Genomic DNA, 21,058 nt, shown 5'->3' with positions numbered 1-21,058 from the left:
CGCCGCACCCGCGGCACCGCCGACCCGGTTTCTCCTGAGTTGTGAATGCGGGTCAGACGGCTCCGGCACGAGCCAGACGCTCCCGCACCCGGTCGATCGGCACCGCGTGCGCCGTCCGCCCCTCGGGGCCCACGGTGGTCTCCGCGGCGAGCACCGAGTTGATCAGCGCCTCCTCGACAGCGTCCATCGTCGCGGCGAAGAGCGGCGAGAGGTCGTCATCCGCCGCAGGACCGCCCGACGCCGGGTCGTGCACGGAAAAGGCGATCGCGTAGTCGCCGCTGCCCTGTGCGTAGTCGGCGCCCACGCCCCGCATCGCGAACACGGCGCGGTGGGCCACCCGGCCGAGCTGACGGCCGTCGACGGGCGCATCCGTCGCGACGACGATCATGCACGAGTTGCCGACGGGCTGTGCCGGCTCCTCGGCGAGCAGCTCCTCCGCGGGCAGCGGCACCCCCGCGATCCGCAACGTGCCGCTGAAATTCGTCTGCACGAGAGCCCCGACCGTGGACGCGCTCCCCGCGACATCGACCAGACGGGACGCCGTGCCGATGCCGCCCTTGTACCCGAGGGCGACGGTTCCGGCACCGGCACCGACGCACCCCTCCGCGACCGGACCCGCTGCCGCCGCAGCCAGTGCCGCCGTCACCTGCTCCTCGCCCACGGCCCGCCGGCGGATGTCGGAGAGGAACCCGTCATTCGTCTCGCCCACCACCGGGTTCAACGTGGTCGTCCGCGCATGCGCCGGCGTCGCCAGCAGGTGCCCGAGCAGCGCATCCGCGACGCGGAACACGGACAGGGTCGAGGTCAGTAGGACCGGCGTCTCCAGAGCCCCGAGCTCGCGGAGCTGCGTGGCACCCACGAGCTTGCCGTAGCCGTTGCCGACCGAGAGGTTCGCGGGAAGGCTGCGGCGCTCGGCGGTGAGGGCGTCGGGGACGATGGCCGTCACTCCCGTGTGCAGACCGTCGCCGTGCAGCGTGGCGTGCCCCACCCGCACGCCGCGGACATCGGTGATGGCGTTCGCCGGGCCGCGCGCGAAGGCGCCGGACGGGACCCCGAGGTCGGCGAGACGGGGACGGGAGGACGAGGACGACGGCGGTGTCATGCTCCGATCCTCCCAGCGTCGGAGGGGCCGGCCGCAGTGCCGCGCCGGACGCTCCCCCGGGTCGAGCGCCCGTCCCTTGCGCTCGGTAGACTGGGCGGCACCACCCACACTCAGGCACGCTCACACAGTGCCGCATACATCGCTCGAGGAGACCTCCATGTCCGCCATTCCCGACAAGCCCGCACTCGAAGGTCTCGAAGCGAAGTGGGACGCCGCCTGGGCGGAGCAGGGTACGTACCTGTTCGACCGTCTGTGCGCCGCCGAGCTCGGCCGTGAGGGCGTCTACTCGATCGACACCCCGCCGCCCACCGCCTCCGGCAGCCTCCACATCGGTCACGTGTTCTCCTACACGCACACCGACGTCAAGGCGCGGTACGAGCGCATGCGCGGCAAGACCGTGTTCTACCCGATGGGCTGGGACGACAACGGCCTGCCCACCGAGCGCCGTGTGCAGAACTACTACGGTGTGCGCTGCGACCCGTCGCTCCCCTACGACGCCGACTTCACCCCGCCGTTCGAGGGCGGCGACAACAAGTCGAGCCGCGCCGCCGACCAGCAGCCGATCAGCCGTCGCAACTTCATCGAGCTGTGCGAGCGCCTCACGATCGAGGACGAGAAGCAGTTCGAGGCGCTGTTCCGTCAGCTCGGGCTGAGCGTGGACTGGACGCAGACCTACCGCACCATCTCCGACGACACGATCCGGCAGAGTCAGCTCGCCTTCCTCCGCAACATCGAGCGCGGCGAGGCCTATCAGGCCCTGGCGCCGACGCTGTGGGACATCGACTTCCGCTCCGCGATCGCGCAGGCCGAACTCGAGGATCGCGACCAGCAGGCCGCGTACCACACGATCGAGTTCCCCTTCGCGGACGGTTCCGGTTCCATCGCGATCGACACCACGCGCCCGGAGCTCCTCCCCGCGTGCATCGCGATCGTGACCCACCCCGAGGGACCGCACAAGCACCTCATCGGCACGAAGGTCCGCACGCCCTACTTCGGCGCCGAGATCGAGATCCACGGCCACCACCTCGCCCAGCCCGACAAGGGCACCGGCGCCGCCATGGTCTGCACCTTCGGCGACGTGACCGACATCATCTGGTGGCGCGAGCTGCGCACCGCTGCCGGCGAGTCCCTGCCTAACATGACCACGATCGGTCTCGACGGCCGTTTCCTCCCCGAGGCCCCGTCGATCGTGGCCGACGCCGACGCCCGCGCCTGGTACGCGGAGAACGTGGCAGGCAAGACCGTCTTCAGCGCCCGCAAGGCGATCGTCGAGAAGCTGCAGGAGACCGGCGACATGACCGCCGTCGGCAAGCCCTTCCAGCACGCCGTGAAGTTCTTCGAGAAGGGCGACCGCCCGCTCGAGATCGTCTCGACCCGGCAGTGGTACATCCGCAACGGCGCCCGCGACGGCGAGCTGCGCGAGCAGCTCCTCGCGCACGGCACCGAGCTGGCGTGGCACCCCGACTTCATGCGGGTCCGCTACGAGAACTGGGTCGGCGGCCTCACCGGCGACTGGCTCGTGTCCCGGCAGCGGTTCTTCGGTGTGCCGATCCCGCTCTGGTACGCGCTGGACGAGAACGGCGAGCGCGACTACGACCGCGTGCTCACCCCGGACGCGGCCGCGCTGCCCATCGACCCGACCACGGATGTGCCGGCCGGCTACACCGAGGCCCAGCGCGGCGTGCCGGGCGGGTTCGACGCCGAAGCCGACATCCTCGACACGTGGGCGACCTCGTCGCTGACCCCGCAGCTCGCGGGCGGCTGGCAGCGCGACGAGGAGCTGTGGCAGCTCACTGCTCCGTTCGATCTGCGCCCGCAGGGACAGGACATCATCCGCACCTGGCTCTTCTCGACCATGCTGCGCTCCACGCTCGAAGACGGCCGCGCCCCGTGGAAGAACGCCGCCATCTCCGGCTTCATCGTCGACCCCGACCGCAAGAAGATGTCGAAGTCGAAGGGCAACGTGGTCACCCCGGCCGACGTGCTCGACGCCCACGGTTCGGACGCGGTGCGGTACTGGGCGGCTTCCAGCCGACTCGGCATGGACGCGGCGTTCGACCCGCAGAACCCGACTCAGGTGAAGATCGGTCGGCGTCTGGCGATCAAGGTGCTCAACGCCGCCAAGTTCGTGCTGTCGTTCCCGGTGCCCGAGGGCGCGCAGGTGACGCATGCGCTCGACGCCTCGATGCTCACGGCACTCGATGGCGTGGTGGCGGAGGCGACCGCGGCCTTCGACCGGTATGACGCGGCCAGAGCGCTCGAGCTGACCGAGGCGTTCTTCTGGACGTTCTGCGACGACTACCTGGAGCTCGTGAAGGAGCGCGCCTACAACCAGAACGACGTGGGCCAGGCCTCGGCCGCCCTCGCGCTGCGTCTGGCGCTGTCCACGCTGCTCCGCCTGCTCGCACCGGTGCTCTCCTTCGCCACGGAGGAGGCATGGTCGTGGTTCGAGGAGGGCTCCGTGCACACCGCAGCGTGGCCCGAGAAGCTCGGCATCGAGGGCGACCCGGCCGTGCTGGCCGCCGCCAGCGAGGCGCTCATCGGCATCCGGCGCGCGAAGACCGAGGCGAAGGCGTCGCAGAAGACCCCGGTCTCCCGTGCCGCCATCGCCGCACCCGCCGCGAAGGTCGAGGCCTTGCGCGCCGCGGCGGACGACCTCCGCGCTGTCGGCCGCATCGCCGCGCTCGAGATCTCCGAGGCGGAGGAGTTCGCGGTCACCGCGATCGAGCTCGCCCCGGTCGAGGCTTCCTGATGCAGCTCGGCACGCGCTGGGCCACGGGGGCGCAGCCGCCCGCGTCCGTCCCCGAGGCGTTGCGCCCCGCGATCGCCGAGGTCGAGTCCCAGGGCCTCACCGGTCACTGGACCCTCACCTGGCTCGAGGGCCGCGCGATCGCGGAGCTCGACGCCGGCTGGGAGGTCCTCCAGTCCTCCTCCGGCGAGGTCATCGCCCGCCCCTTCTGATCGCCGAGACCCCGCTTCATCGTCGAGACCCCCTCCTCCCCGCGCGGATAGGAGGGGGTCTCGACGCGTATCCGGGGTCTCGGCGTCAGCGGCGCGGGGCTCCGAGCTGCGCGAGGAGATGGTCCACGGCGTGCGGGTCATGCCGGCGGGCCTGCTGTTCGCGGAGGAGGTCGAGGGCGAGGACCCGCCGCTGTGCGCGACGCTCGATCCGGTGCTCGATCATGGCGGTGACCCGGTCGGCGAGGTGCAGCAGGCCGCGCTCCGTCCGCGTGGGACTGACGAGGTGCAGGGTGGCGGCGGTCATGATGCGTCCGTCGTCTCGGCCGCGGCGGCGCCTCCAGGCGTGGGGAGGTCGAAGATCTCGGCACGGAGGGAGACACGGCGCACGTCCGGGCCCTCCTGACCGCGGTACTGCGCGATCGCCTTCTCCACGACGGCCTCCAGTTCCGCCCGCAGCGACATCGCCTGCTCCGCGGTCATGTCGAGGTGCGTGGTGATGGTCAGACCCACGTCACGCCACCCCTCGGGGATGTCGGCATCCGAGCGGTTGAGGTACTGCATCAGCGTCTCGTGCCGGAGCCGGAAGAACTCCGATGTCACGATCTGGGCCGCGGCACGGTTGGCCGGCGACATCTGCTCGTCCGGTCCCGGCACGTCGATGCGGCCCTTCGGGCGCTCCCACCACCGCTCCCGCGCCGTGCCACGACCTTCCACTTCGCGGATGAGATCGTGGGCGGCGAGGGCGCGGAGGTGGTAGCTGGTGGATCCCGAGGTCTCCCCGACGAGGGCCGCGAGAGAGCTGGCCGTCTGAGGACCACGAGAGGCGAGCAGATCGAAGATCTTGACCCGCAGCGGATGCGCCAGCGCCTTGAGCGCTCCCGCATCCAGCGTCCGTACCTGCGTCTCGTTCGTCATGCATGCAAAGGTACGCTTGCAAACAACTCTTTGCAAGCTTTTCTTTGCAACGCGGTCAGCTCACCGCATCCCGCGCCGCGACGAAGGCCGTTACACAGCGCTCGACCTGCTCGGCGGAGTGCGCGGCGGAGAGCTGCACCCGGATGCGCGCCTTCCCCCGCGGCACCACCGGGAAGCTGAACGCCGTCACGTAGACGCCCTGGTCCTGCATCGCCGCGGCGATCCGGGCTGTGAGCGCGGCATCACCGAACATGACCGGCACGATCGGGTGCTCTCCGGGAAGCAGATCGAAGCCTTCCTCCGCCATCCGGGTGCGGAACAGGGCTGCGTTGTCCCGCAGCCGCGCCCGCAGGTCCGCCGATCCCTCGACGAGGTCAAGTGCGGTCAGGGTACCGGCCACGATGGCCGGAGCGAGGGTGTTCGAGAACAGGTACGGACGGGAACGCTGACGCAGCAGCGCGACGATCTCCGCGTGGGAGGCGACGTACCCCCCGGAGGCGCCGCCCAACGCCTTGCCGAAGGTGCCGGTGTAGATGTCGACACGATCTGCGACGCCGCACAGCTCCGGCGTCCCTCGCCCGTTCTCCCCGACAAAGCCGACCGCGTGCGAGTCGTCCACGAAGACGAGGGCGTCGTACCGCTCGGCGAGGTCGCAGATCTCAGCGAGCGGGGCGATGTAGCCGTCCATCGAGAAGACGCCGTCGGTCACGATCACGCGGAACCGGGCATCGGCGGCCGCCCGCAACTGCTCCTCCAGATCCGCCATGTCGCGGTTGCGGTACCGGAGTCGGCGCGCCTTCGAGAGGCGGATGCCGTCGATGATGGACGCGTGGTTCAACTCGTCCGAGATGATCGCGTCCTCCGCGGAGAACAGCGTCTCGAAGACACCGCCGTTGGCGTCGAAGCAGGACGAGTAGAGGATCGCGTCGTCGGTGCCGAGGAAGTCCGCCAGCCGACGCTCGAGTTCGAGGTGCTGCTCCTGCGTGCCGCAGATGAAGCGCACGCTCGCGAGCCCGTACCCCCACTCGTCCAGGGCCGTCCGGGCCGCAGCGAGGATGCGGGGGTCGTCGGCGAGCCCGAGGTAGTTGTTCGCGCAGAAGTTGAGCACCTCGGCGCCGTCGGCCGTGATCTCCGCCCGCTGCGGTCCGCGGATGCCGCGCTCGTGCTTGGTGAGCCCGGCCTCCTCGATCCCCGCCAGCTCCTGCGCCACATGGTCCTTGAAGGTCGCGTACATCACAGCTCCGTCCAGTCGAGGATGATCTTGCCCGTGCCGGCGGACTCCGCCGCCGCGAATCCGCGCTCCCAGTCGCGCGCCGGCACGACCTCGGCGATCACGCGGCCGATGGCCGCCCGCAGTGTCGCGCTCGTCTGCAGCATCGCCCCCATGGCGTTCCAGGTCTCGAACATCTCGCGACCATAGATGCCGGTGATGGTGAGCATATGCGTGACGAGCTTGCCCCAGTCGATGTCGAACCCCGTCGACGGCAGCCCGAGCATCGCGATCCGTCCGCCGTGGTTCATGTTGTCGATCATCGCCGGGAGCGCCGATGCCGCACCGCTCATCTCGAAGCCGATGTCGAAACCCTCGCGCATGCCGAGCGCCCGCTGCGCGTCGCGGATCTCCTGGCGGGAGACGTCGACGACGTCGTCTGCTCCCATCCCTCGCGCCATCTCCAGGCGCGGGCCGCTCACGTCGGTCCCCACGATGAAGCGGGCACCGGCATGCCGGGCGACGGCGATCGCCATCAGGCCGATCGGGCCGCAGCCGGTGACGAGGACGTCTTCGCCGACCAGAGGGAAGCGGAGGGCGGTGTGCACGGCGTTGCCGAGCGGGTCGAAGATCGCGCCGAGCTCCGGAGCGACCTCGGCGTGGTGGACCCACACGTTGGTCGCCGGCAGCGAGAGGTACTCGGCGAAGGCACCGTCGCGCTGCAGACCGAGCCCGATGGTGCGGATGCACATCTGCCGCCGTCCGGCACGACAGTTCCGGCAGGTGCCGCAGACGATGTGTCCTTCGCCGGAGACCCGGTCGCCGACGGCGATGTCATGGACGAGCGATCCGACCTCGACGACCTCGCCGTAGAACTCATGTCCCGGGATGAGGGGCGCGGAGATCGCGGAGGCCGCCCAGTCGTCCCATCGCCGGATGTGCAGATCGGTCCCGCAGATGCCGGTGCGGAGGACGCGGATGACGACCTCGCCGGGGCCGGCCGTGGGATCGGGTCGCTCCACGAGCGCGAGGCCGGCGCCGGGTTCCTCCTTGAACAGAGCCTTCATGCTCCGATCTCATCGCATACGTCGCTGTAGAACAATCGGCAGCTTCTGCATCGTCTCTATAGCCAGGTCTAAACTATCGACGTGGAACTCCATCAGCTCCAGATCCTCCGCGAACTCGGAGCCCTGGGCAGCGTGACGGCTGTCGCCGACACGCTCCGGGTCACCCCGTCCGCCGTCTCGCAGCAGCTCGCCGCGCTGCAGCGCTCCTTCCCCGCCCCGCTCACCCGTCGCCAGGGCCGCACGCTCGTGCTGACCTCTGCCGGCGAGGTCCTCGCGGCGGCCGGCGCCGAGGCCATCGATGCCATGGCCGCAGCGCGGCACGCGCTGGACGACTTCGAGGGCGCGGCGACCGGAGAGGTGAGCATCAGCGGGTTCCACAGCGTCGGTCAGGCGCTCTTCGGCCCGCTCGTGCGGGAGCTCTCCGGGAAGGAGCACGCGCCGACGGTACGCCTGACGGACGAAGATGTCGCGCAGAGCGAGTTCCCTGGGCTCACCGCGCGGTACGACCTCGTCCTCGCGCATCGGATGGAGCACTCCGCGCCGTGGCCGACCGCAGGCATCCGCGCTGTCGGTCTCGTCCGCGAGCCCCTGGACGTCGCGGTCGCCGCCGCACATCCTCTCGCCGGTCGCCGCACCCTCTCGCCGGACGAGGTCGCCGACGAGCACTGGGTGACGAGCCGCGTGGGGTACTCCCCCGACGACGTGCTCCGTGCCGTCGCCGCCGTCGCCCGCCGCCCGGTCGAGGTCCGCCACCGCATCAACGACTACGGCGCGGTGTCGGCGGTTGTCGCGGCCGGCGGCGTCCTGGGAATGCTCCCCCGGTTCACCTCGCGCAGCGTCGACGATCGCGACATCGTACGCATCCCCCTGCGCGGCGTGAGCACGCACCGCATGATCGACGTCCTCGCGCGCCCGGAGAACCTGCGCCGCCGCTCGGTCCGTGTCGTCGTCGACGCCCTGCGAGAGGTGATGACCCGTCTGAGCACGGAACGTTCCGGGGATGGCGGTGGCTAGGCTCGGAGGATGAGCGACGCCACGAAGCCGCTGCTGCAGCCGTCGACCCTTCCCTTCGGGCTCCCGGACTATCAGGCCATCCGCCCGGAGCACTATCTCCCCGCCTTCCGAGCCGGTTTCGCGGAGCAGCTCGCGGAGGTCGCGAACATCACCCGCGTGCGGTCGATGCCGACGTTCGAGAACACGCTCGAGGCGCTGGAGCGGTCGGGCGAGCTCCTCGACCGGGTGGCGCACGCCTTCTACACCGTGAGCTCCGCCGACGCCACGCCGGAGATCCAGGCGATCGATGAGGAGCTCGCTCCGCTCATGGCCGCCCATGAGGACGCGATCACGCTGGATGCGGCGCTCTACGCCCGCGTGGCCCACGTGTACGACCAGCGTGAGGCGCTCGGCCTCGATTCCGAGCAGCGGTATCTCGTGGAGCGCTACCACCGCGAGATGACGCATGCCGGCGCCGGGCTCGACGACGACGCTAAGGCGCAGCTCACGGGTCTGAACCAGAAGCTGTCCGTGCTCACGAACACGTTCGAGCGGAACCTGCTGAGCGATACGAACGACCTCGCCGTGGTCTTCGACTCCGCCGCCGAGCTGGAGGGCCTGAGTGCGGGCGAGCTCTCGTCCGCGGCGCGCGCCGCGGCCGACCGTGGGCTCGACGGCCGCTACCTCCTCACCCTGCCGCTGTTCACCGGCCATCCGGCCCTCGCCCGGCTCGCGGTGCGGGAATCCCGTCGCCGGATCATGGCGGCGTCGCGCGCGCGGGGCTCGCGCGACAACGGCAACGACAACCGCCCGGTGCTGCGCGAGATCGTGCGCCTCCGCGCCGAGCGCGCGCGCCTCCTCGGATATCCGTCGCACGCCGCGTACATCACCGCCGACGAGACGGCGGGCTCCCCCGAGGCCGTCGAGCGGATGCTGCGCCGGCTGGCTGCGCCGTCCGCCCGGAACGCCCGCGCCGAACGGGACGCGCTCCAGGCGATCGTCGACGAGACCGAGCCGGAGCCCTTCCCCGTGGAGGCCCACGACTGGGCGTTCTACACCGAGCGCGTGCGCACTGCCCGCTACGACATCGACACCGCCGCCCTGCGTCCCTGGTTCGAGGCGGAGCGCGTGCTGCAGGACGGCGTGTTCTTCGCGGCGACCCGCCTGTACGGGGTGACGTTCCACGAGCGGCACGACCTCGCGGCCTATCACCCGCAGGCCCGCGTGTTCGAGGTGCGCAACGCCGACGATTCTCCCCTGGGCCTCTACGTGCTCGATCTCTACACCCGCGACTCCAAGCGCGGCGGGGCATGGATGAACGCGATCGTCAGCCAGTCCCGGCTGCGCGGCAGCGCCCCGGTCGTGGTGAACAACCTCAACGTCCCGCAGCCCGGGGACCGCGAGCCCACGCTGCTGACGCTCGACGAGGTGACGACGCTGTTCCACGAGTTCGGGCACGCCCTGCACGGCCTGTTCGCCACGGTCACCTACCCGCACTTCGCCGGGACCAACGTGTTCCGCGACTTCGTCGAGTTCCCCAGTCAGGTGAACGAGATGTGGATCCTCTGGCCGGAGGTCCTGGACCACTACGCCCGGCACCACGAGACCGGCGAACCGCTGGATCCCGCCATCGTGCAGCGGCTGCGGGCGACCGCGACGTTCGATCAGGGGCACGCGACCAGCGAGTACCTCGCCGCAGCGTGGCTGGATCAGGCGTGGCACCGGCTCTCCACCGAGGACGCGGTGGAGGATGTCGCCGCGTTCGAGGCCGCAGCGCTGGCCGACATCGGGCTGGATGACCCCGCCGTGCCGACCCGGTATTCCTCCACGTACTTCGCGCACGTCTTCTCCGGCGGTTACAGCGCGGGGTATTACTCGTACATCTGGAGCGAGGTGCTCGACGCCGACACCGTCGAGTGGTTCCGGGAGAACGGCGGGCTCACCCGGGCCAATGGGGACCGTTTCCGCGACCGGTTGCTCGGGGTCGGCGGTTCGAAGGACCCGCTGGCCGCGTATCGAGACTTCCGCGGACGGGATGCGGAGATCGAACCGCTCCTGAAGCGCCGTGGACTGGACTCCTGAGTCGTGAGACCCTGAGCGCATGGACGCATTCCCCGACGCTCCCTTCGGCCCGGCGGACAGCCTGGAGCTGGACGCCGTTCCCCTCGCCGTCATCCGGCACGAGGGCATCCGCCTCGCCGTCCTCCGCGACGCTTTCGACACCGGCTACGGGGCGATCGCCGCGGCCTTCGCCGCCGGCAGGCTGATCCCCACCGGACCGGCGCTCGCGATCTATCACGGCGATCCGATGGGCGTGTTCGATCTGGAGCTCGGCTTCCCGGTGCAGGCCGCACCGTCCGACCCGATCGCCACCGGCGACGGAACCGCCATCGTGGCGTCGGCCCTGCCGACCGGGCAGGCCGTCGCGACCACCGTCTTCGGCTCCTACGACGGTCTCGGCGCCGGATGGGCCGCGCTGGTCGCACGCGCGGCGGAGGCCGGGCTGCACCCACGCGGCCTCTGGATCGAGGTCTACGTCTCGAACCCGGAGGTCGCTCCCGACGAACTCCGCACGGATCTGCTCATGCCGGTGGCGTGAGCAGGCACGCCTGCGATCTGCTCACCGCGTCCGCGGCGGGTGTCTGACCCGCCGGGGCCCGGCGCTCAGGCGCTCTTGCGCTTGCGCTCCATCACGATGGTGGGCGGGGCCCCCTCGTCGACGGCGGCACGGGTGATGATCACCTTCGCGACGTCCTCCGCAGACGGGATCTCGAACATCACCGGACCGAGCACGTCCTCCAGGATGGCACGGAGACCACGGGCACCCGTCTTGCGCTCGACCGCCAGATCCGCAATCGACCGCAGCGCCTCCTCCTCGAACTCCAGCTGGACGCCGTCGAGCTCGAACATGCGCTGATACTGCTTCACGAGCGCGTTGCGCGGCCCCGTGAGGATGTCGATGAGCGCGGCCTGGTCGAGCGGCGACACGTTGGTGACGACAGGCAGGCGACCGATGAACTCCGGGATGAGCCCGAACTTGTGGAGGTCTTCCGGGAGCACCTCGCTGAAAAGGTCGAGGTCCTTGCCCTTGTCGTGCAGCGGAGCGCCGAAGCCGACGCCGTGCTTGCCCACGCGCGCCGAGACGATGTCCTCCAGCCCGGCGAAGGCACCGGCCACGATGAAGAGCACGTTCGAGGTGTCGATCTGCAGGAACTCCTGGTGCGGGTGCTTGCGACCGCCCTGCGGCGGCACCGAGGCGACCGTGCCCTCGATGATCTTCAGCAGGGCCTGCTGCACACCCTCGCCCGACACATCGCGGGTGATCGACGGGTTCTCGGCCTTGCGGGCGATCTTGTCGACCTCGTCGATGTAGATGATGCCCTGCTCGGCGCGCTTCACGTCATAGTCCGCGGCCTGGATGAGCTTGAGGAGGATGTTCTCGACGTCTTCGCCGACGTAGCCGGCCTCCGTCAGCGCGGTCGCGTCGGCGACGGCGAACGGCACGTTGAGGCGCTTGGCGAGCGTCTGCGCCAGATAGGTCTTACCGCAGCCCGTCGGGCCGATGAGCAGGATGTTGCTCTTCGCGATCTCGATCTCTTCGGCCTTCTGCTCGGCCGGCTGCAGCGTGCCGTGGGCGCGGACGCGCTTGTAGTGGTTGTAGACGGCGACGGAGAGGGCGCGCTTCGCGGGCTCCTGTCCGACGACGTACTCCTCGAGGAACGTGAAGATCTCGCGGGGCTTCGGAAGCTCGAACTCGGCGACGCCCTCAGCGGACGACTCCGCCATGCGCTCTTCGATGATCTCGTTGCAGAGCTCGACGCACTCGTCGCAGATGTACACGCCGGGTCCGGCGATGAGCTGCTGCACCTGCTTCTGGCTCTTTCCGCAGAACGAGCACTTGAACAGGTCAGCGCTTTCACCGATGCGGGCCATGCGCGTCCTCCTCGGGGGGATCAGGATCGTTCTTCGAGCCTAACCGCTGCATACGACACCGGGCCGCATTGGCGACGAGTCGTTCGGCGGGTCCGGCGGATGACGGTGTCTCCGCCGTCATTCCGCGGGGAGGCAGCCGCCGTCCATGATGTATCCCCCGACATCGATCCGGACGTCGTCCGGACGCACCTCCCCGAAGACGCAGCCGCCCTCGGGACCGTCGGCACCGAACGCCACCGCGCGCGCATCTCCCCGTGCGACGTGATGGACGAGGCCGACCTCGCGCAAGGCGTCCTCGACGGAGGTCACAGAGATCGTGCTCTCCGTGCGCAGTGCTTCGAGACGCACGCGGAGGTCCGCCACCGGCTGCTCGGCTGCCGCCCGCGCCTCGGCCGACGTGTCCATCCGCTCACGATGCCGGTCGTTCTGTTCCATCGCGTGTTCCGGGTCGTACGGCGCACACTCCGGCGGAAGCTCGGCGCCGTCCACCTGCGGGCAGGCGAAGGTCGGGGTCACGGTCGGCGTCGGCTCTCCGGCGGTGACGTCGGCCGGCGCCGCTGCGCAGCCGCCGAGAAGCAGGATCGCCGCCAGCACGAGCGTCACTCGCCCGGGGCGGGCGCGGACGCCGGAGGTCGCCATCATGCCGCCATGAAACCACAGCACCGGCGTCACGCGCACGCTGCTCGAACGACGAGGGCCCCGCCGCGCGGTACGCGACAGGGCCCTCAGCCATCCTGACGTGTCGTCAGACCATGCTCTTCGTGTGCCAGACCGTCTTGACCTCGGTGAAGGCGGCGATCCGCTCCGGCGACGCGACCACGTCACCGGGGGCGAGCACGCGCTTCAGCGTGTCCGCTGCGGCGATCTGCATGTCGACCCACTCCAGCGCACCGGCGCCGGCGAGGTCGAGGGCGTTCACATCCTGGTGCGAGGCGAGCCAGGGGGCGATCTCGGCCGGCGAACCGGTGAGCACGTTCACCACGCCGCCGGGGACGTCGCTGGTCGCGAGCACCTCGGCGAGACTGATCGCGGAGAGCGGGTACTGCTCGCTCGCGACCACGACGACGGTGTTCCCGGCGACGAGGGCCGGGGCGACGACAGAGACCAGGCCGAGCAGCGCTGAGTCCTGCGGCGCCACGATCGCGACCACACCGGTGGGCTCTGGCACCGAGATGTTGAAGTACGGACCGGAGACGGGGTTCGCGTTGCCCGCCACCTGGGCGTACTTGTCGCACCACCCGGCGTACCAGACCCAGAGATCGATCGCCTCGTCGACCTGCGCCGTGGCCGCCGAGGACGAGATGCCCTCCTGCGCCACGATCTCGTCGACGAACTGTGCGCGACGTCCCTCGAGCACCTCGGCGACGCGGTAGAGCACCTGGCCGCGGTTGTAGGCCGTCGCCCCCGACCAGCCCTTGACGGCGGCGCGCGCGGCGACGACCGCATCACGGGCGTCCTTGCGGGAGGCCTTGGCGGCGTTGGCGAGGAAGGCGCCCTTGCGGGAGACGACCTCGTACGTGCGTCCGGACTCGCTGCGGGGGAAGGCCCCGCCGATGGCGAGCTTGTAGGTCTTCGGAACGGTCAGTCGCTTGCTCATGCTGCGGCTCCCTTGAGGTAGGCGGTGAGCCCCTGGCGACCGCCCTCGCGGCCGAATCCGGACTCCTTGTAGCCGCCGAACGGGCTCGACGGGTCGAAACGGTTGAACGTGTTGGCCCACACGACGCCCGCACGCAGCCGATCCGCGACTGCGAGGATGCGCGAGCCCTTGTCCGACCAGATGCCCGCCGAGAGGCCGTACGGCGTGTTGTTGGCCTTCGCGATCGCCTCGGCGGGCGTCCGGAAGGTGAGGACCGACAGCACCGGGCCGAAGACCTCGTCGCGGGCGATGCGGTGCGAGGCCTCGACCCCGGTGAAGATCGTCGGGGCGAACCAGAAGCCCTGCTCCGGGATCGCGCAGTCGGCGGTCCAGCGCTCCGCGCCCTCGGCCTCGCCGATGTCGCTCAGCTCGCGGATGCGGGCGAGCTGCGCCGCGGAGTTGATCGCGCCGATGTCCGTGTTCTTGTCGAGCGGGTCACCGAGACGCAGCGTCGACAGCCGGTTCTTCAGCCGGTCGACGACCTCGTCGTGGATCGACTCCTGCACCAGCAGGCGGCTGCCCGCACAGCACACGTGGCCCTGGTTGAAGAAGATGCCGTTGACGATGCCCTCGACAGCCTGATCGATCGGCGCGTCGTCGAACACGATGTTCGCGGCCTTGCCGCCCAGCTCCAGCGTCAGCTTCTTGTTCGTCCCCGCGACAGCCCGGGCGATGTCGCGACCGACACCCGTCGAGCCGGTGAACGCGACCTTGTCGACGTCCGGGTGACGGACCAGGGCGGCCCCGGTCGAGCCGGCCCCCGTGACGATGTTCACGACACCGGCGGGGAGATCGGCCTGCTGCAGGATCTCGGCGAAGATCAGTGCCGTCAGCGGCGTGGTCTCTGCCGGCTTGAGCACGACCGTGTTCCCTGCCGCCAGCGCGGGCGCCAGCTTCCACGCGAGCATCAGCAGCGGGAAGTTCCAGGGGATGACCTGCCCGGCGACGCCCAGGGCGCGCGGGTTCGCGCCGAGACCGGCGTAGTCGAGCTTGTCGGCCCACCCCGCGTAGTAGAAGAACCAGGACGCCACGAGGGGCACGTCCACGTCGCGGCTCTCCTTGATGGGCTTGCCGTTATCGAGGCTCTCGGCGACGGCCAGCTCACGGGCACGCTCCTGCACGAGGCGAGCGATGCGGAACAGGTACTTGCCCCTGTCGCGGCCACTCATCCGCGACCAGACCTTGTCGTAGGCGCGACGTGCCGCGGCGACGGCGCGGTCGATGTCCGCGTCGTCGGCGGAGGCGACCTCGGCGATCTCCTTCTCCGTCGCCGGGGAGATGGTGCGGAAGGGGGTGCCGGAGCCGTCGACGAACTCGCCGTCGATGAACAGCCCGTAGCTGTCCTTGAGGTTCAGCACCGCCGTGGACTCCGGAGCCGGAGCGTATTCCAGGAAGTTCATTTCAATCCCTTGGGTTGCTGCCCTTCGACCGGCTCAGGGACCGGCCGAAGAAGTCAGTCGATCGTGACGTAGTCGGGGCCGGAGTAGTGGCCGGTGGCGAGCTTCTGACGCTGCAGGAGCACGTCGTTGAGCAGGCTCGAGGCGCCGAAGCGGAACAGGTGCGGCTGGAGCCACTCCTCCCCCACGGTCTCGGCGACCGTCACCAGGTACTTGACCGCGTCCTTGGACGAGCGGATGCCGCCGGCGGGCTTCACGCCGATGCGCTCCCCCGTGCCGCGGTACCAGTCGCGCACCGTCTCCAGCATCAGCAGCGTGGTCGGCAGCGTCGCCGCCGGCTGCACCTTGCCCGTCGAGGTCTTGATGAAGTCACCGCCGGCGAGGATGCCGAGCCAGGAGGCGCGCTTGATGTTGTCGTACGTGTTCAGCTCGCCGGTCTCGAGGATCACCTTGAGCGAGGCGTACGAGCCGTCCTCGCGGCGGCACGCCTCCTTGACCTGGGCGATCTGGTCGAACACCAGCCCGTAGCGGCCGGACAGGAACGCGCCCCGGTCGATGACCATGTCGATCTCGTCCGCACCGGCCGCAACCGCCTCCGCGGTGTCGGCGAGCTTGATCGCGAGGGAGGACCGGCCGCTCGGGAAGGCGGTGGCCACGGCGGCGACCGAGATGAGGCCGTCGTCGGGGTCGCCGTGCAGGCTGCCGAGGGCCTCGACCGCGCCGGCGACCATGTCACCGTAGACGCAGACGGCGGCGACGCGGGGCGTCGAGGGGTCGGCGGCGTCGGGGGTCTTCGCCTTGGCGACGAGGGACCGTACCTTGCCGGGAGTGTCCGCGCCCTCCAGGGTGGTCAGGTCGATCAGCTTGATGATCGTGTCCAGCGCCCACGCCTTCGACGTCGTCTTGATGGAGCGGGTGCCGAGGCCGGCAGCGCGCTGCTCCAGCCCGACGGCGTCCACACCGGGGAGGCCGTGCAGGAAGCGACGGAGGGTCGCGTCGTCGGGCTCACCGCCGAGGACGTCCACCGCCGTCCTGCGGCTGAGTTCTGTCGTCGTCACTGTTCCTCCAACAATGCTCGTGCTGTGGTCTCATCGGTCACCAGGACCCCGCACAGGCCGCTGGTCACGACCGTGCGCGCGATGTCGTGCTTGGCGGGGCCCGCCGTCACGAAGATGGCCCGCGCGGCGCCGCGCAGGCGGTCGAGCGAGACGCCGACCGTGCGGGCGTCCAACTGCGGGTCGACGATGTTGCCCTCGGCGTCGACGTAGCGCCCGAGGACGTCGCCGACGGCGCCGCGGCGCGCGAGCTCCTCCACATCGTCGGCGGTGAGATAGCCGTTCTCGACGTGGGCGGAGGTCGCATCGCAGGGGCCGGCGGTGAACAGGAACGCCTGGGCGTCCGCGGCCTCCTCCAGCACGGCCGCGACGGTGCGGTCCCCTTCGATCGCCTGCTTCGTCTCGACGTGCTCCAGGATCGCGGGGCTCGGCAGCAGGGAGACCTGGCCGGAGGCGCGCTGGGCGATGGTCACCGCGAGTCCCGCGGCCCCGCCCGAGCGCCGGTTCAGGCTGACGCCGCCGTTGAGCTGCACGACCGTGACACCGTTCGCCCAGCCATCCGGCAGGGCCTCGGCCACGGCGCGGAGCGTCTTGCCCCAGCTCACCCCGAGGGTGCGCGGAACAGGGCGGAGGGCGGTGAGGAAGTCCGCTGCCGCCTGGGCGACGCGTTCCAGAGTGCCCTCGTCGCCTTCGGGTGAGGGGACGACCACGGCGTCGGTGAGACCGAAGCGCTCCACGAGCTCGCGCTCGAGGCCGAGCCGACGGGCGCGCGGGTGGACGATCTCGATGCGGACGATGCCGCGCTGCCGCGCCTGCGTGAGGAGGCGCCCGACCTTCCACCGGGAGATCTTCAGGAGACCACCGATCTCGTCCTGCGTCTTGTCCTCGTCGTAGTACAGCTCGGCGACCCGGACCATGAGCAGATCTTCTTCCACGGTGTCCTCCTTCCTCCTCCAGGGTAGGCCGGATTCAGCGTTCGCGCACCCATCTGCTCATATGCGCATCTGCGCCATCCTCGCGCGCGCATCCGCCGGAGACGCGAAGAGGACGCCCGTCGATCGACGGGCGTCCTCTTCTGCGGGTGCGGACTACGCGCGCTTGCGCGAGGTGAGCACCTGGTCGACGATGCCGTACTCCAGTGCCTCGTTGGCCGAGAGGATCTTGTCGCGATCGATGTCGCGGTTGACCTGCTCGACCGGCTTGCCGGTGTGACGGGCCATGGTCTCCTCCAGCCAGGTGCGCATGCGGAGGATCTCCGCCGCCTGGATCTCGATGTCCGAGGCCTGACCGTGCCCGGCCTCTCCCATCGCCGGCTGGTGCATCAGCACGCGGGCGTTCGGCAGCGCGAGACGCTTGCCGGGGGCACCCGCCGCGAGCAGCACGGAGGCGGCCGAGGCCGCCTGGCCGAGCACGACGGTCTGGATCTGCGGCGCGACGTACTGCATCGTGTCGTAGATCGCCGTCATCGCGGTGAAGGAGCCACCGGGCGAGTTGATGTACATGGTGATGTCGCGCTCGGAGTCCTGGCTCTCCAGGACGAGGAGCTGCGCCATGACATCGTCGGCCGACGCGTCGTCGACCTGCACGCCGAGGAAGATCACGCGGTCTTCGAACAGCTTGTTGTACGGGTCCTGGCGCTTGAAGCCGTAGGCGGTGCGCTCTTCGAACTGCGGCAGCACATAACGGCTGGAGGGCAGGTTTCCGGCGGACTGGAACGTGGGTGTGTACATGGTGTCCTCTCGAATCCTTACTCGACGCCCGTGCCGCCGCCGCCGGTGACGTCGCTGGCGTGCTCGCGGATGTGGTCGACGAAGCCGTACTCGAGGGCCTCCTCCGCCGTGAACCAGCGGTCGCGGTCGCCGTCGGCGTTGATCTGCTCGACGGGCTTGCCGGTCTGCGACGCGGTGATCTCGGCGAGGCGCTTCTTCATCGACAGGATGAGCTGCGCCTGGGTCTGGATGTCGCTCGCGGTGCCGCCGAAGCCGCCGTGCGGCTGGTGCAGCAGCACGCGGGCGTTCGGGGTGATGTAGCGCTTGCCCTTGGTGCCGCTGGTCAGCAGCAGCTGACCCATGGACGCGGCCATGCCGATGCCGACGGTGACGATGTCATTCGGCACGAACTGCATCGTGTCGTAGATCGCCATGCCCGCGGTGATCGAGCCGCCGGGCGAGTTGATGTAGAGGTAGATGTCCTTCTCGGAGTCTTCGGCGGCGAGAAGGAGGATCTTCGCGCAGATCTCGTTGGCGTTGTCGTCTCGCACCTCCGAGCCGAGCCAGATGATGCGGTCCTTCAGCAACCTGTCGAAGACGCTTGTCGCGACGAGGGGTTCAGCCATGTCAGCTCCTGCTTCCGTGTTTCAGTGATTCGAATCTACCGGCGCGCGCACAGCCCCTAGGTCGTGTTCGCCGTCGGCATATCAGGTGTCGCTGCCGGCGATCTCCTGCGCATACGCCGTCATGGATCGGTGGTAGCGCGGCAGGTGCGGGACGAGCGCGAGGATGGCCACCGACAGGCCCTGCGCGGGCCGGCCGGCACTGGCGAGGATGAGGGCGTGCACCACCGCGACCGCGTCGCGATACGGTCCGTCCGCCGCGATCTCCTCCTCGGCGCGGATGACGCGCAGCGCCTCGTCGTAGTCGCCGAGGTTGCGCAGCGAGCTCGCGAGCTGGATCACGCACTGCGGGCGATGCTCCTCATCGAGGCCGAGCGCCAGGGCGCGACGGTAGAGCTCCACCGCCTCCGCCGGGCGTCCGGCGGAATCGCGGGCACCGGCGCGCTCGAACTCGGCCCGGGCGTCGTCCGCACCCCGTTCCGCGGCGAGGGCGTCGATGCGCGCGATCGTCTCGTCGCCGACCTCTTCTCCCGAAGCGTCCGCCCACACCTGATCGATGCGGTCGTCCCAGCTCGCCATCCCGTCGTCCTTCCCTCGATGAGAAAGAGGGCGGATGCCGCAGCACCCGCCCTCTTCACTCGACCGCGCCGATCACTCGGCGGTGTCGGCGTCCTTCTTGGCCGGAGCCTTCTTCGCAGCCGGCTTCTTGGCGGCGGGCTTCTTCGCCGCGGCGGGCTTCTCGTCCGCGTCGGCGTCCTTCTTGGCGGCCGCCTTCTTGGCCGGAGCCTTCTTCTTCGCGGCGGGCTTCTCCTCGGCCTCGGCGGCCTTCTCGCCCTCGGCCTCGGCCTCGTCGTCGGTCACGACGAAGTCGGAGAGGTCGACGGCCTTGCCGTTGGTGTCCACGACCTTGACCTTGCCCAGGGCGATCGCGAGTGCCTTGTTACGGGCGACCTCGCCGACCAGGGCCGGGAGCTGGTTCGAGGACTGCAGCGCCTCGACGAACTCCTGCGGCGCCATGCCGTACTGCGCGGCGGACTGGATGAGGTACTGCGAGAGCTCCTCCTGCGAGACCTGCACGTCGGCCTGCTCGGCGATCGTGTCGAGCAGCACCTGCGTGCGGAACTGCTTCTCGCTGGCCTCGGTCACCTCGGCGCGGTGCACGTCGTCCTCGAGACGACCCTCGCCCTCGAGGTGGTTGTGCACCTCGTCCTCGATGAGCTGCGGCGGGACCGGGATCTCGATCTGCGCGAGCAGCGTCTCGACGAGCTTGTCGCGGGCGGCGGAGCCCTGCGTGAAGACGCCCTGCTGCTCGACGCGCTCGCGCAGGCTGTCGCGCAGCTCCGCGATGGTGTCGAACTCGCTCGCGATCTGCGCGAACTCGTCGTCGGCCTCGGGAAGCTCGCGCTCCTTGACGGCCTTGACGGTGACGGAGACCTCCGCCTCCTTGCCGGCGTGGTCGCCACCGACGAGGGCGGAGCGGAAGGTGGTGTCCTCACCGGCGGTGAGCGACTCGATCGCGTCGTCGATGCCCTCGAGGAGCTCGCCGGAGCCGATCTCGTAGGAGACGCCCTCGGCGCGATCGATCTCGGCGCCGTCGATGGTGGCGACGAGGTCCAGCTCGACGAAGTCGCCCTTGGCTGCGGGGCGGTCGACGGGGATGAGCGTGCCGAAGCGGGCGCGCATGTTCTCCAGCTCGGCGTCGAGGGCGGCCTCGTCGGCCTCCACGGCGTCGACCTCGAGGGTGATGCCCGCGTAGTCGGGGAGCTCGATCTCCGGGCGCACGTCGACCTCGACGTCGACGAGCAGGTCGCCCGAGAAGTCCTTCTCGTTGGGCCACTGCGTGATCTCGGCCGACGGACGACCGACGATGCGGAGCTTGTGCTCGGCGGTCGCCTCGCGGAAGAACTTGTCCAGGCCCTCGTTGACGGCGTGCTCGATGACGGCGCCGCGGCCGATGCGCTGGTCGATGATCGGAGCCGGCACCTTGCCCTTGCGGAAGCCGGGGATCTGGACGTCCTGCGCGATGTGCTCGTAGGCGTGCGCGATGCTCGGCTTGAGGTCGTCCGGGGTGACCGTGATGGTGAGCTTGACCCGGGTCGGGGTCAGCTTCTCGACGGTGCTGTTCGCCATGCTGGTGTGTTCTCCTTGTGGTTTCCGCGCAGAACGCGGCTGGAAGGTCGTGGGGTCGAGTCGGGGCGACAGGAGTTGAACCTGCGACCTCCCGCTCCCAAAGCGGGCGCTCTACCAAGCTGAGCTACGCCCCGGGGAATCCGCACGCAGATTCAGCCCCATCGAGTCTAACGGACAGGAGCACGCCCGACCGTCCGCTATGATCGATGGAGTCCGGACTCCGGTTCCGGGGGTGTAGCTCAATGGTAGAGTCTCAGTCTTCCAAACTGATTGCGCGGGTTCGATTCCCGTCACCCCCTCCACGTCGTCACCTCGGTCGAATACGCT

20 protein-coding genes and 2 tRNA genes are annotated in these 21,058 nt (G+C 69.8%); 6 read left to right on the top strand and 16 right to left on the bottom strand.

Annotated features, from left to right (window positions below; translation table 11 throughout):
• Positions 1-52: 52 nt before the first annotated feature.
• Entirely contained in the window at positions 53-1,102 is a 1,050-nt protein-coding gene (locus AB1285_RS05455) for a P1 family peptidase (RefSeq protein WP_280564042.1), read from the bottom strand.
• Between the two features lie 157 nt (positions 1,103-1,259).
• On the opposite strand from AB1285_RS05455, the gene valS reads away from it, so the two are divergent.
• Together valS and AB1285_RS05445 are read left to right on the top strand one after the other, a co-directional pair.
• The gene (valS, locus tag AB1285_RS05450; protein ID WP_280564044.1) at positions 1,260-3,854 is read left to right on the top strand and encodes a valine--tRNA ligase; all 2,595 of its coding nucleotides are present in this window, start codon (positions 1,260-1,262) and stop codon (positions 3,852-3,854) included.
• Positions 3,854-4,063 (top strand): hypothetical protein, encoded by a 210-nt coding sequence (locus AB1285_RS05445; protein ID WP_280564047.1) that lies wholly within the window; start codon positions 3,854-3,856, stop codon positions 4,061-4,063. Before valS ends, AB1285_RS05445 begins: the two co-directional genes overlap by 1 nt.
• An 85-nt stretch (positions 4,064-4,148) precedes the next feature.
• On the opposite strand, the gene AB1285_RS05440 is transcribed toward AB1285_RS05445, so the two are convergent.
• The 4 genes from AB1285_RS05440 to tdh are packed head-to-tail and all read right to left on the bottom strand — an operon-like array spanning position 4,149 to position 7,255.
• Positions 4,149-4,367, bottom strand: coding sequence for a hypothetical protein (locus AB1285_RS05440; protein ID WP_187661727.1), 219 nt, complete (start codon positions 4,365-4,367; stop codon positions 4,149-4,151).
• Positions 4,364-4,978, bottom strand: a complete 615-nt coding sequence (locus AB1285_RS05435; protein WP_370428816.1) for an ArsR/SmtB family transcription factor — start codon at positions 4,976-4,978, stop codon at positions 4,364-4,366. The genes AB1285_RS05440 and AB1285_RS05435 overlap by 4 nt, the downstream gene beginning before the upstream one ends.
• 55 nt (positions 4,979-5,033) lie before the next feature.
• Positions 5,034-6,212 (bottom strand): glycine C-acetyltransferase, encoded by a 1,179-nt coding sequence (locus tag AB1285_RS05430; protein WP_370428817.1) that lies wholly within the window; start codon positions 6,210-6,212, stop codon positions 5,034-5,036.
• Positions 6,212-7,255: an L-threonine 3-dehydrogenase gene (tdh, locus tag AB1285_RS05425; RefSeq protein WP_187661729.1), complete on the bottom strand. Its 1,044-nt coding sequence runs from the start codon at positions 7,253-7,255 to the stop codon at positions 6,212-6,214. Before tdh ends, AB1285_RS05430 begins: the two co-directional genes overlap by 1 nt.
• Before the next feature lie 81 nt (positions 7,256-7,336).
• Between tdh and AB1285_RS05420 the strand changes: the two genes are divergently transcribed.
• The 3 genes from AB1285_RS05420 to AB1285_RS05410 are packed head-to-tail and all read left to right on the top strand — an operon-like array spanning position 7,337 to position 10,847.
• Positions 7,337-8,269 carry a LysR family transcriptional regulator gene (locus AB1285_RS05420; protein WP_187661730.1) on the top strand — a complete coding sequence of 311 codons (933 nt, stop codon included), beginning with the start codon at positions 7,337-7,339 and terminating at the stop codon, positions 8,267-8,269.
• Between the two features lie 9 nt (positions 8,270-8,278).
• Positions 8,279-10,330 (top strand): M3 family metallopeptidase, encoded by a 2,052-nt coding sequence (locus AB1285_RS05415; RefSeq protein WP_370428818.1) that lies wholly within the window; start codon positions 8,279-8,281, stop codon positions 10,328-10,330.
• Between the two features lie 19 nt (positions 10,331-10,349).
• Positions 10,350-10,847, top strand: coding sequence for a GyrI-like domain-containing protein (locus AB1285_RS05410; protein WP_370428819.1), 498 nt, complete (start codon positions 10,350-10,352; stop codon positions 10,845-10,847).
• A 65-nt stretch (positions 10,848-10,912) separates the two neighbouring features.
• Here the strand turns inward: AB1285_RS05410 and clpX are convergent, their stop codons facing one another.
• The 11 genes from clpX to AB1285_RS05355 all read right to left on the bottom strand — a co-directional run bounded on the left by clpX (position 10,913) and on the right by AB1285_RS05355 (position 20,865).
• On the bottom strand, positions 10,913-12,181 hold the full coding sequence (clpX, locus tag AB1285_RS05405) for an ATP-dependent Clp protease ATP-binding subunit ClpX (protein WP_370428820.1): 1,269 nt from the start codon (positions 12,179-12,181) through the stop codon (positions 10,913-10,915).
• A gap of 117 nt (positions 12,182-12,298) precedes the next feature.
• The gene (locus AB1285_RS05400; RefSeq protein WP_370428821.1) at positions 12,299-12,823 is read right to left on the bottom strand and encodes a hypothetical protein; all 525 of its coding nucleotides are present in this window, start codon (positions 12,821-12,823) and stop codon (positions 12,299-12,301) included.
• Positions 12,824-12,926: 103 nt separating this feature from the next.
• The gene (locus AB1285_RS05395) at positions 12,927-13,778 is read right to left on the bottom strand and encodes an aldehyde dehydrogenase family protein (protein ID WP_259954546.1); all 852 of its coding nucleotides are present in this window, start codon (positions 13,776-13,778) and stop codon (positions 12,927-12,929) included.
• Entirely contained in the window at positions 13,775-15,217 is a 1,443-nt protein-coding gene (locus tag AB1285_RS05390; RefSeq protein WP_292796394.1) for an aldehyde dehydrogenase family protein, read from the bottom strand. The genes AB1285_RS05395 and AB1285_RS05390 overlap by 4 nt, the downstream gene beginning before the upstream one ends.
• A gap of 53 nt (positions 15,218-15,270) precedes the next feature.
• Positions 15,271-16,272 carry a deoxyribose-phosphate aldolase gene (deoC, locus tag AB1285_RS05385; RefSeq protein WP_280564069.1) on the bottom strand — a complete coding sequence of 334 codons (1,002 nt, stop codon included), beginning with the start codon at positions 16,270-16,272 and terminating at the stop codon, positions 15,271-15,273.
• On the bottom strand, positions 16,269-17,204 hold the full coding sequence (locus AB1285_RS05380) for a sugar-binding transcriptional regulator (protein ID WP_187661738.1): 936 nt from the start codon (positions 17,202-17,204) through the stop codon (positions 16,269-16,271). The genes deoC and AB1285_RS05380 overlap by 4 nt, the downstream gene beginning before the upstream one ends.
• A 153-nt stretch (positions 17,205-17,357) precedes the next feature.
• The gene (locus AB1285_RS05375; protein WP_025105017.1) at positions 17,358-17,999 is read right to left on the bottom strand and encodes an ATP-dependent Clp protease proteolytic subunit; all 642 of its coding nucleotides are present in this window, start codon (positions 17,997-17,999) and stop codon (positions 17,358-17,360) included.
• A gap of 17 nt (positions 18,000-18,016) precedes the next feature.
• Entirely contained in the window at positions 18,017-18,604 is a 588-nt protein-coding gene (locus AB1285_RS05370) for an ATP-dependent Clp protease proteolytic subunit (RefSeq protein ID WP_025105018.1), read from the bottom strand.
• An 81-nt stretch (positions 18,605-18,685) separates the two neighbouring features.
• Positions 18,686-19,180 carry a tetratricopeptide repeat protein gene (locus AB1285_RS05365; protein ID WP_259954540.1) on the bottom strand — a complete coding sequence of 165 codons (495 nt, stop codon included), beginning with the start codon at positions 19,178-19,180 and terminating at the stop codon, positions 18,686-18,688.
• A 72-nt stretch (positions 19,181-19,252) separates the two neighbouring features.
• Positions 19,253-20,731: a trigger factor gene (gene tig, locus AB1285_RS05360; RefSeq protein WP_292796401.1), complete on the bottom strand. Its 1,479-nt coding sequence runs from the start codon at positions 20,729-20,731 to the stop codon at positions 19,253-19,255.
• A 60-nt stretch (positions 20,732-20,791) separates the two neighbouring features.
• Positions 20,792-20,865, bottom strand: a tRNA-Pro gene (locus AB1285_RS05355).
• Positions 20,866-20,959: 94 nt separating this feature from the next.
• On the opposite strand from AB1285_RS05355, the gene AB1285_RS05350 reads away from it, so the two are divergent.
• Positions 20,960-21,033, top strand: a tRNA-Gly gene (locus AB1285_RS05350).
• Positions 21,034-21,058: the final 25 nt, after the last annotated feature.

The sequence above is a fragment of the Microbacterium sp. NRRL B-14842 genome (assembly GCF_050470785.1).
Note: the sequence above shows the minus strand (reverse complement) of the source record. Positions and strands in the feature narration are given on the sequence as shown.

Coding starts and splice junctions, on each gene's coding strand:
- valS (WP_280564044.1), top strand. CDS start 1,260: ATGTCCGCCATTCCCGACAAGCCCGCACTCGAAGGTCTCGAAGCGAAG.
- AB1285_RS05370 (WP_025105018.1), bottom strand. CDS start 18,604: ATGGCTGAACCCCTCGTCGCGACAAGCGTCTTCGACAGGTTGCTGAAG.
- AB1285_RS05395 (WP_259954546.1), bottom strand. CDS start 13,778: ATGAGCAAGCGACTGACCGTTCCGAAGACCTACAAGCTCGCCATCGGC.
- AB1285_RS05435 (WP_370428816.1), bottom strand. CDS start 4,978: ATGACGAACGAGACGCAGGTACGGACGCTGGATGCGGGAGCGCTCAAG.
- AB1285_RS05455 (WP_280564042.1), bottom strand. CDS start 1,102: ATGACACCGCCGTCGTCCTCGTCCTCCCGTCCCCGTCTCGCCGACCTC.
- AB1285_RS05375 (WP_025105017.1), bottom strand. CDS start 17,999: ATGTACACACCCACGTTCCAGTCCGCCGGAAACCTGCCCTCCAGCCGT.
- tdh (WP_187661729.1), bottom strand. CDS start 7,255: ATGAAGGCTCTGTTCAAGGAGGAACCCGGCGCCGGCCTCGCGCTCGTG.
- clpX (WP_370428820.1), bottom strand. CDS start 12,181: ATGGCCCGCATCGGTGAAAGCGCTGACCTGTTCAAGTGCTCGTTCTGC.
- AB1285_RS05440 (WP_187661727.1), bottom strand. CDS start 4,367: ATGACCGCCGCCACCCTGCACCTCGTCAGTCCCACGCGGACGGAGCGC.
- AB1285_RS05390 (WP_292796394.1), bottom strand. CDS start 15,217: ATGAACTTCCTGGAATACGCTCCGGCTCCGGAGTCCACGGCGGTGCTG.
- AB1285_RS05415 (WP_370428818.1), top strand. CDS start 8,279: ATGAGCGACGCCACGAAGCCGCTGCTGCAGCCGTCGACCCTTCCCTTC.
- AB1285_RS05400 (WP_370428821.1), bottom strand. CDS start 12,823: ATGATGGCGACCTCCGGCGTCCGCGCCCGCCCCGGGCGAGTGACGCTC.
- tig (WP_292796401.1), bottom strand. CDS start 20,731: ATGGCGAACAGCACCGTCGAGAAGCTGACCCCGACCCGGGTCAAGCTC.
- AB1285_RS05430 (WP_370428817.1), bottom strand. CDS start 6,212: ATGTACGCGACCTTCAAGGACCATGTGGCGCAGGAGCTGGCGGGGATC.
- AB1285_RS05410 (WP_370428819.1), top strand. CDS start 10,350: ATGGACGCATTCCCCGACGCTCCCTTCGGCCCGGCGGACAGCCTGGAG.
- AB1285_RS05445 (WP_280564047.1), top strand. CDS start 3,854: ATGCAGCTCGGCACGCGCTGGGCCACGGGGGCGCAGCCGCCCGCGTCC.
- AB1285_RS05365 (WP_259954540.1), bottom strand. CDS start 19,180: ATGGCGAGCTGGGACGACCGCATCGATCAGGTGTGGGCGGACGCTTCG.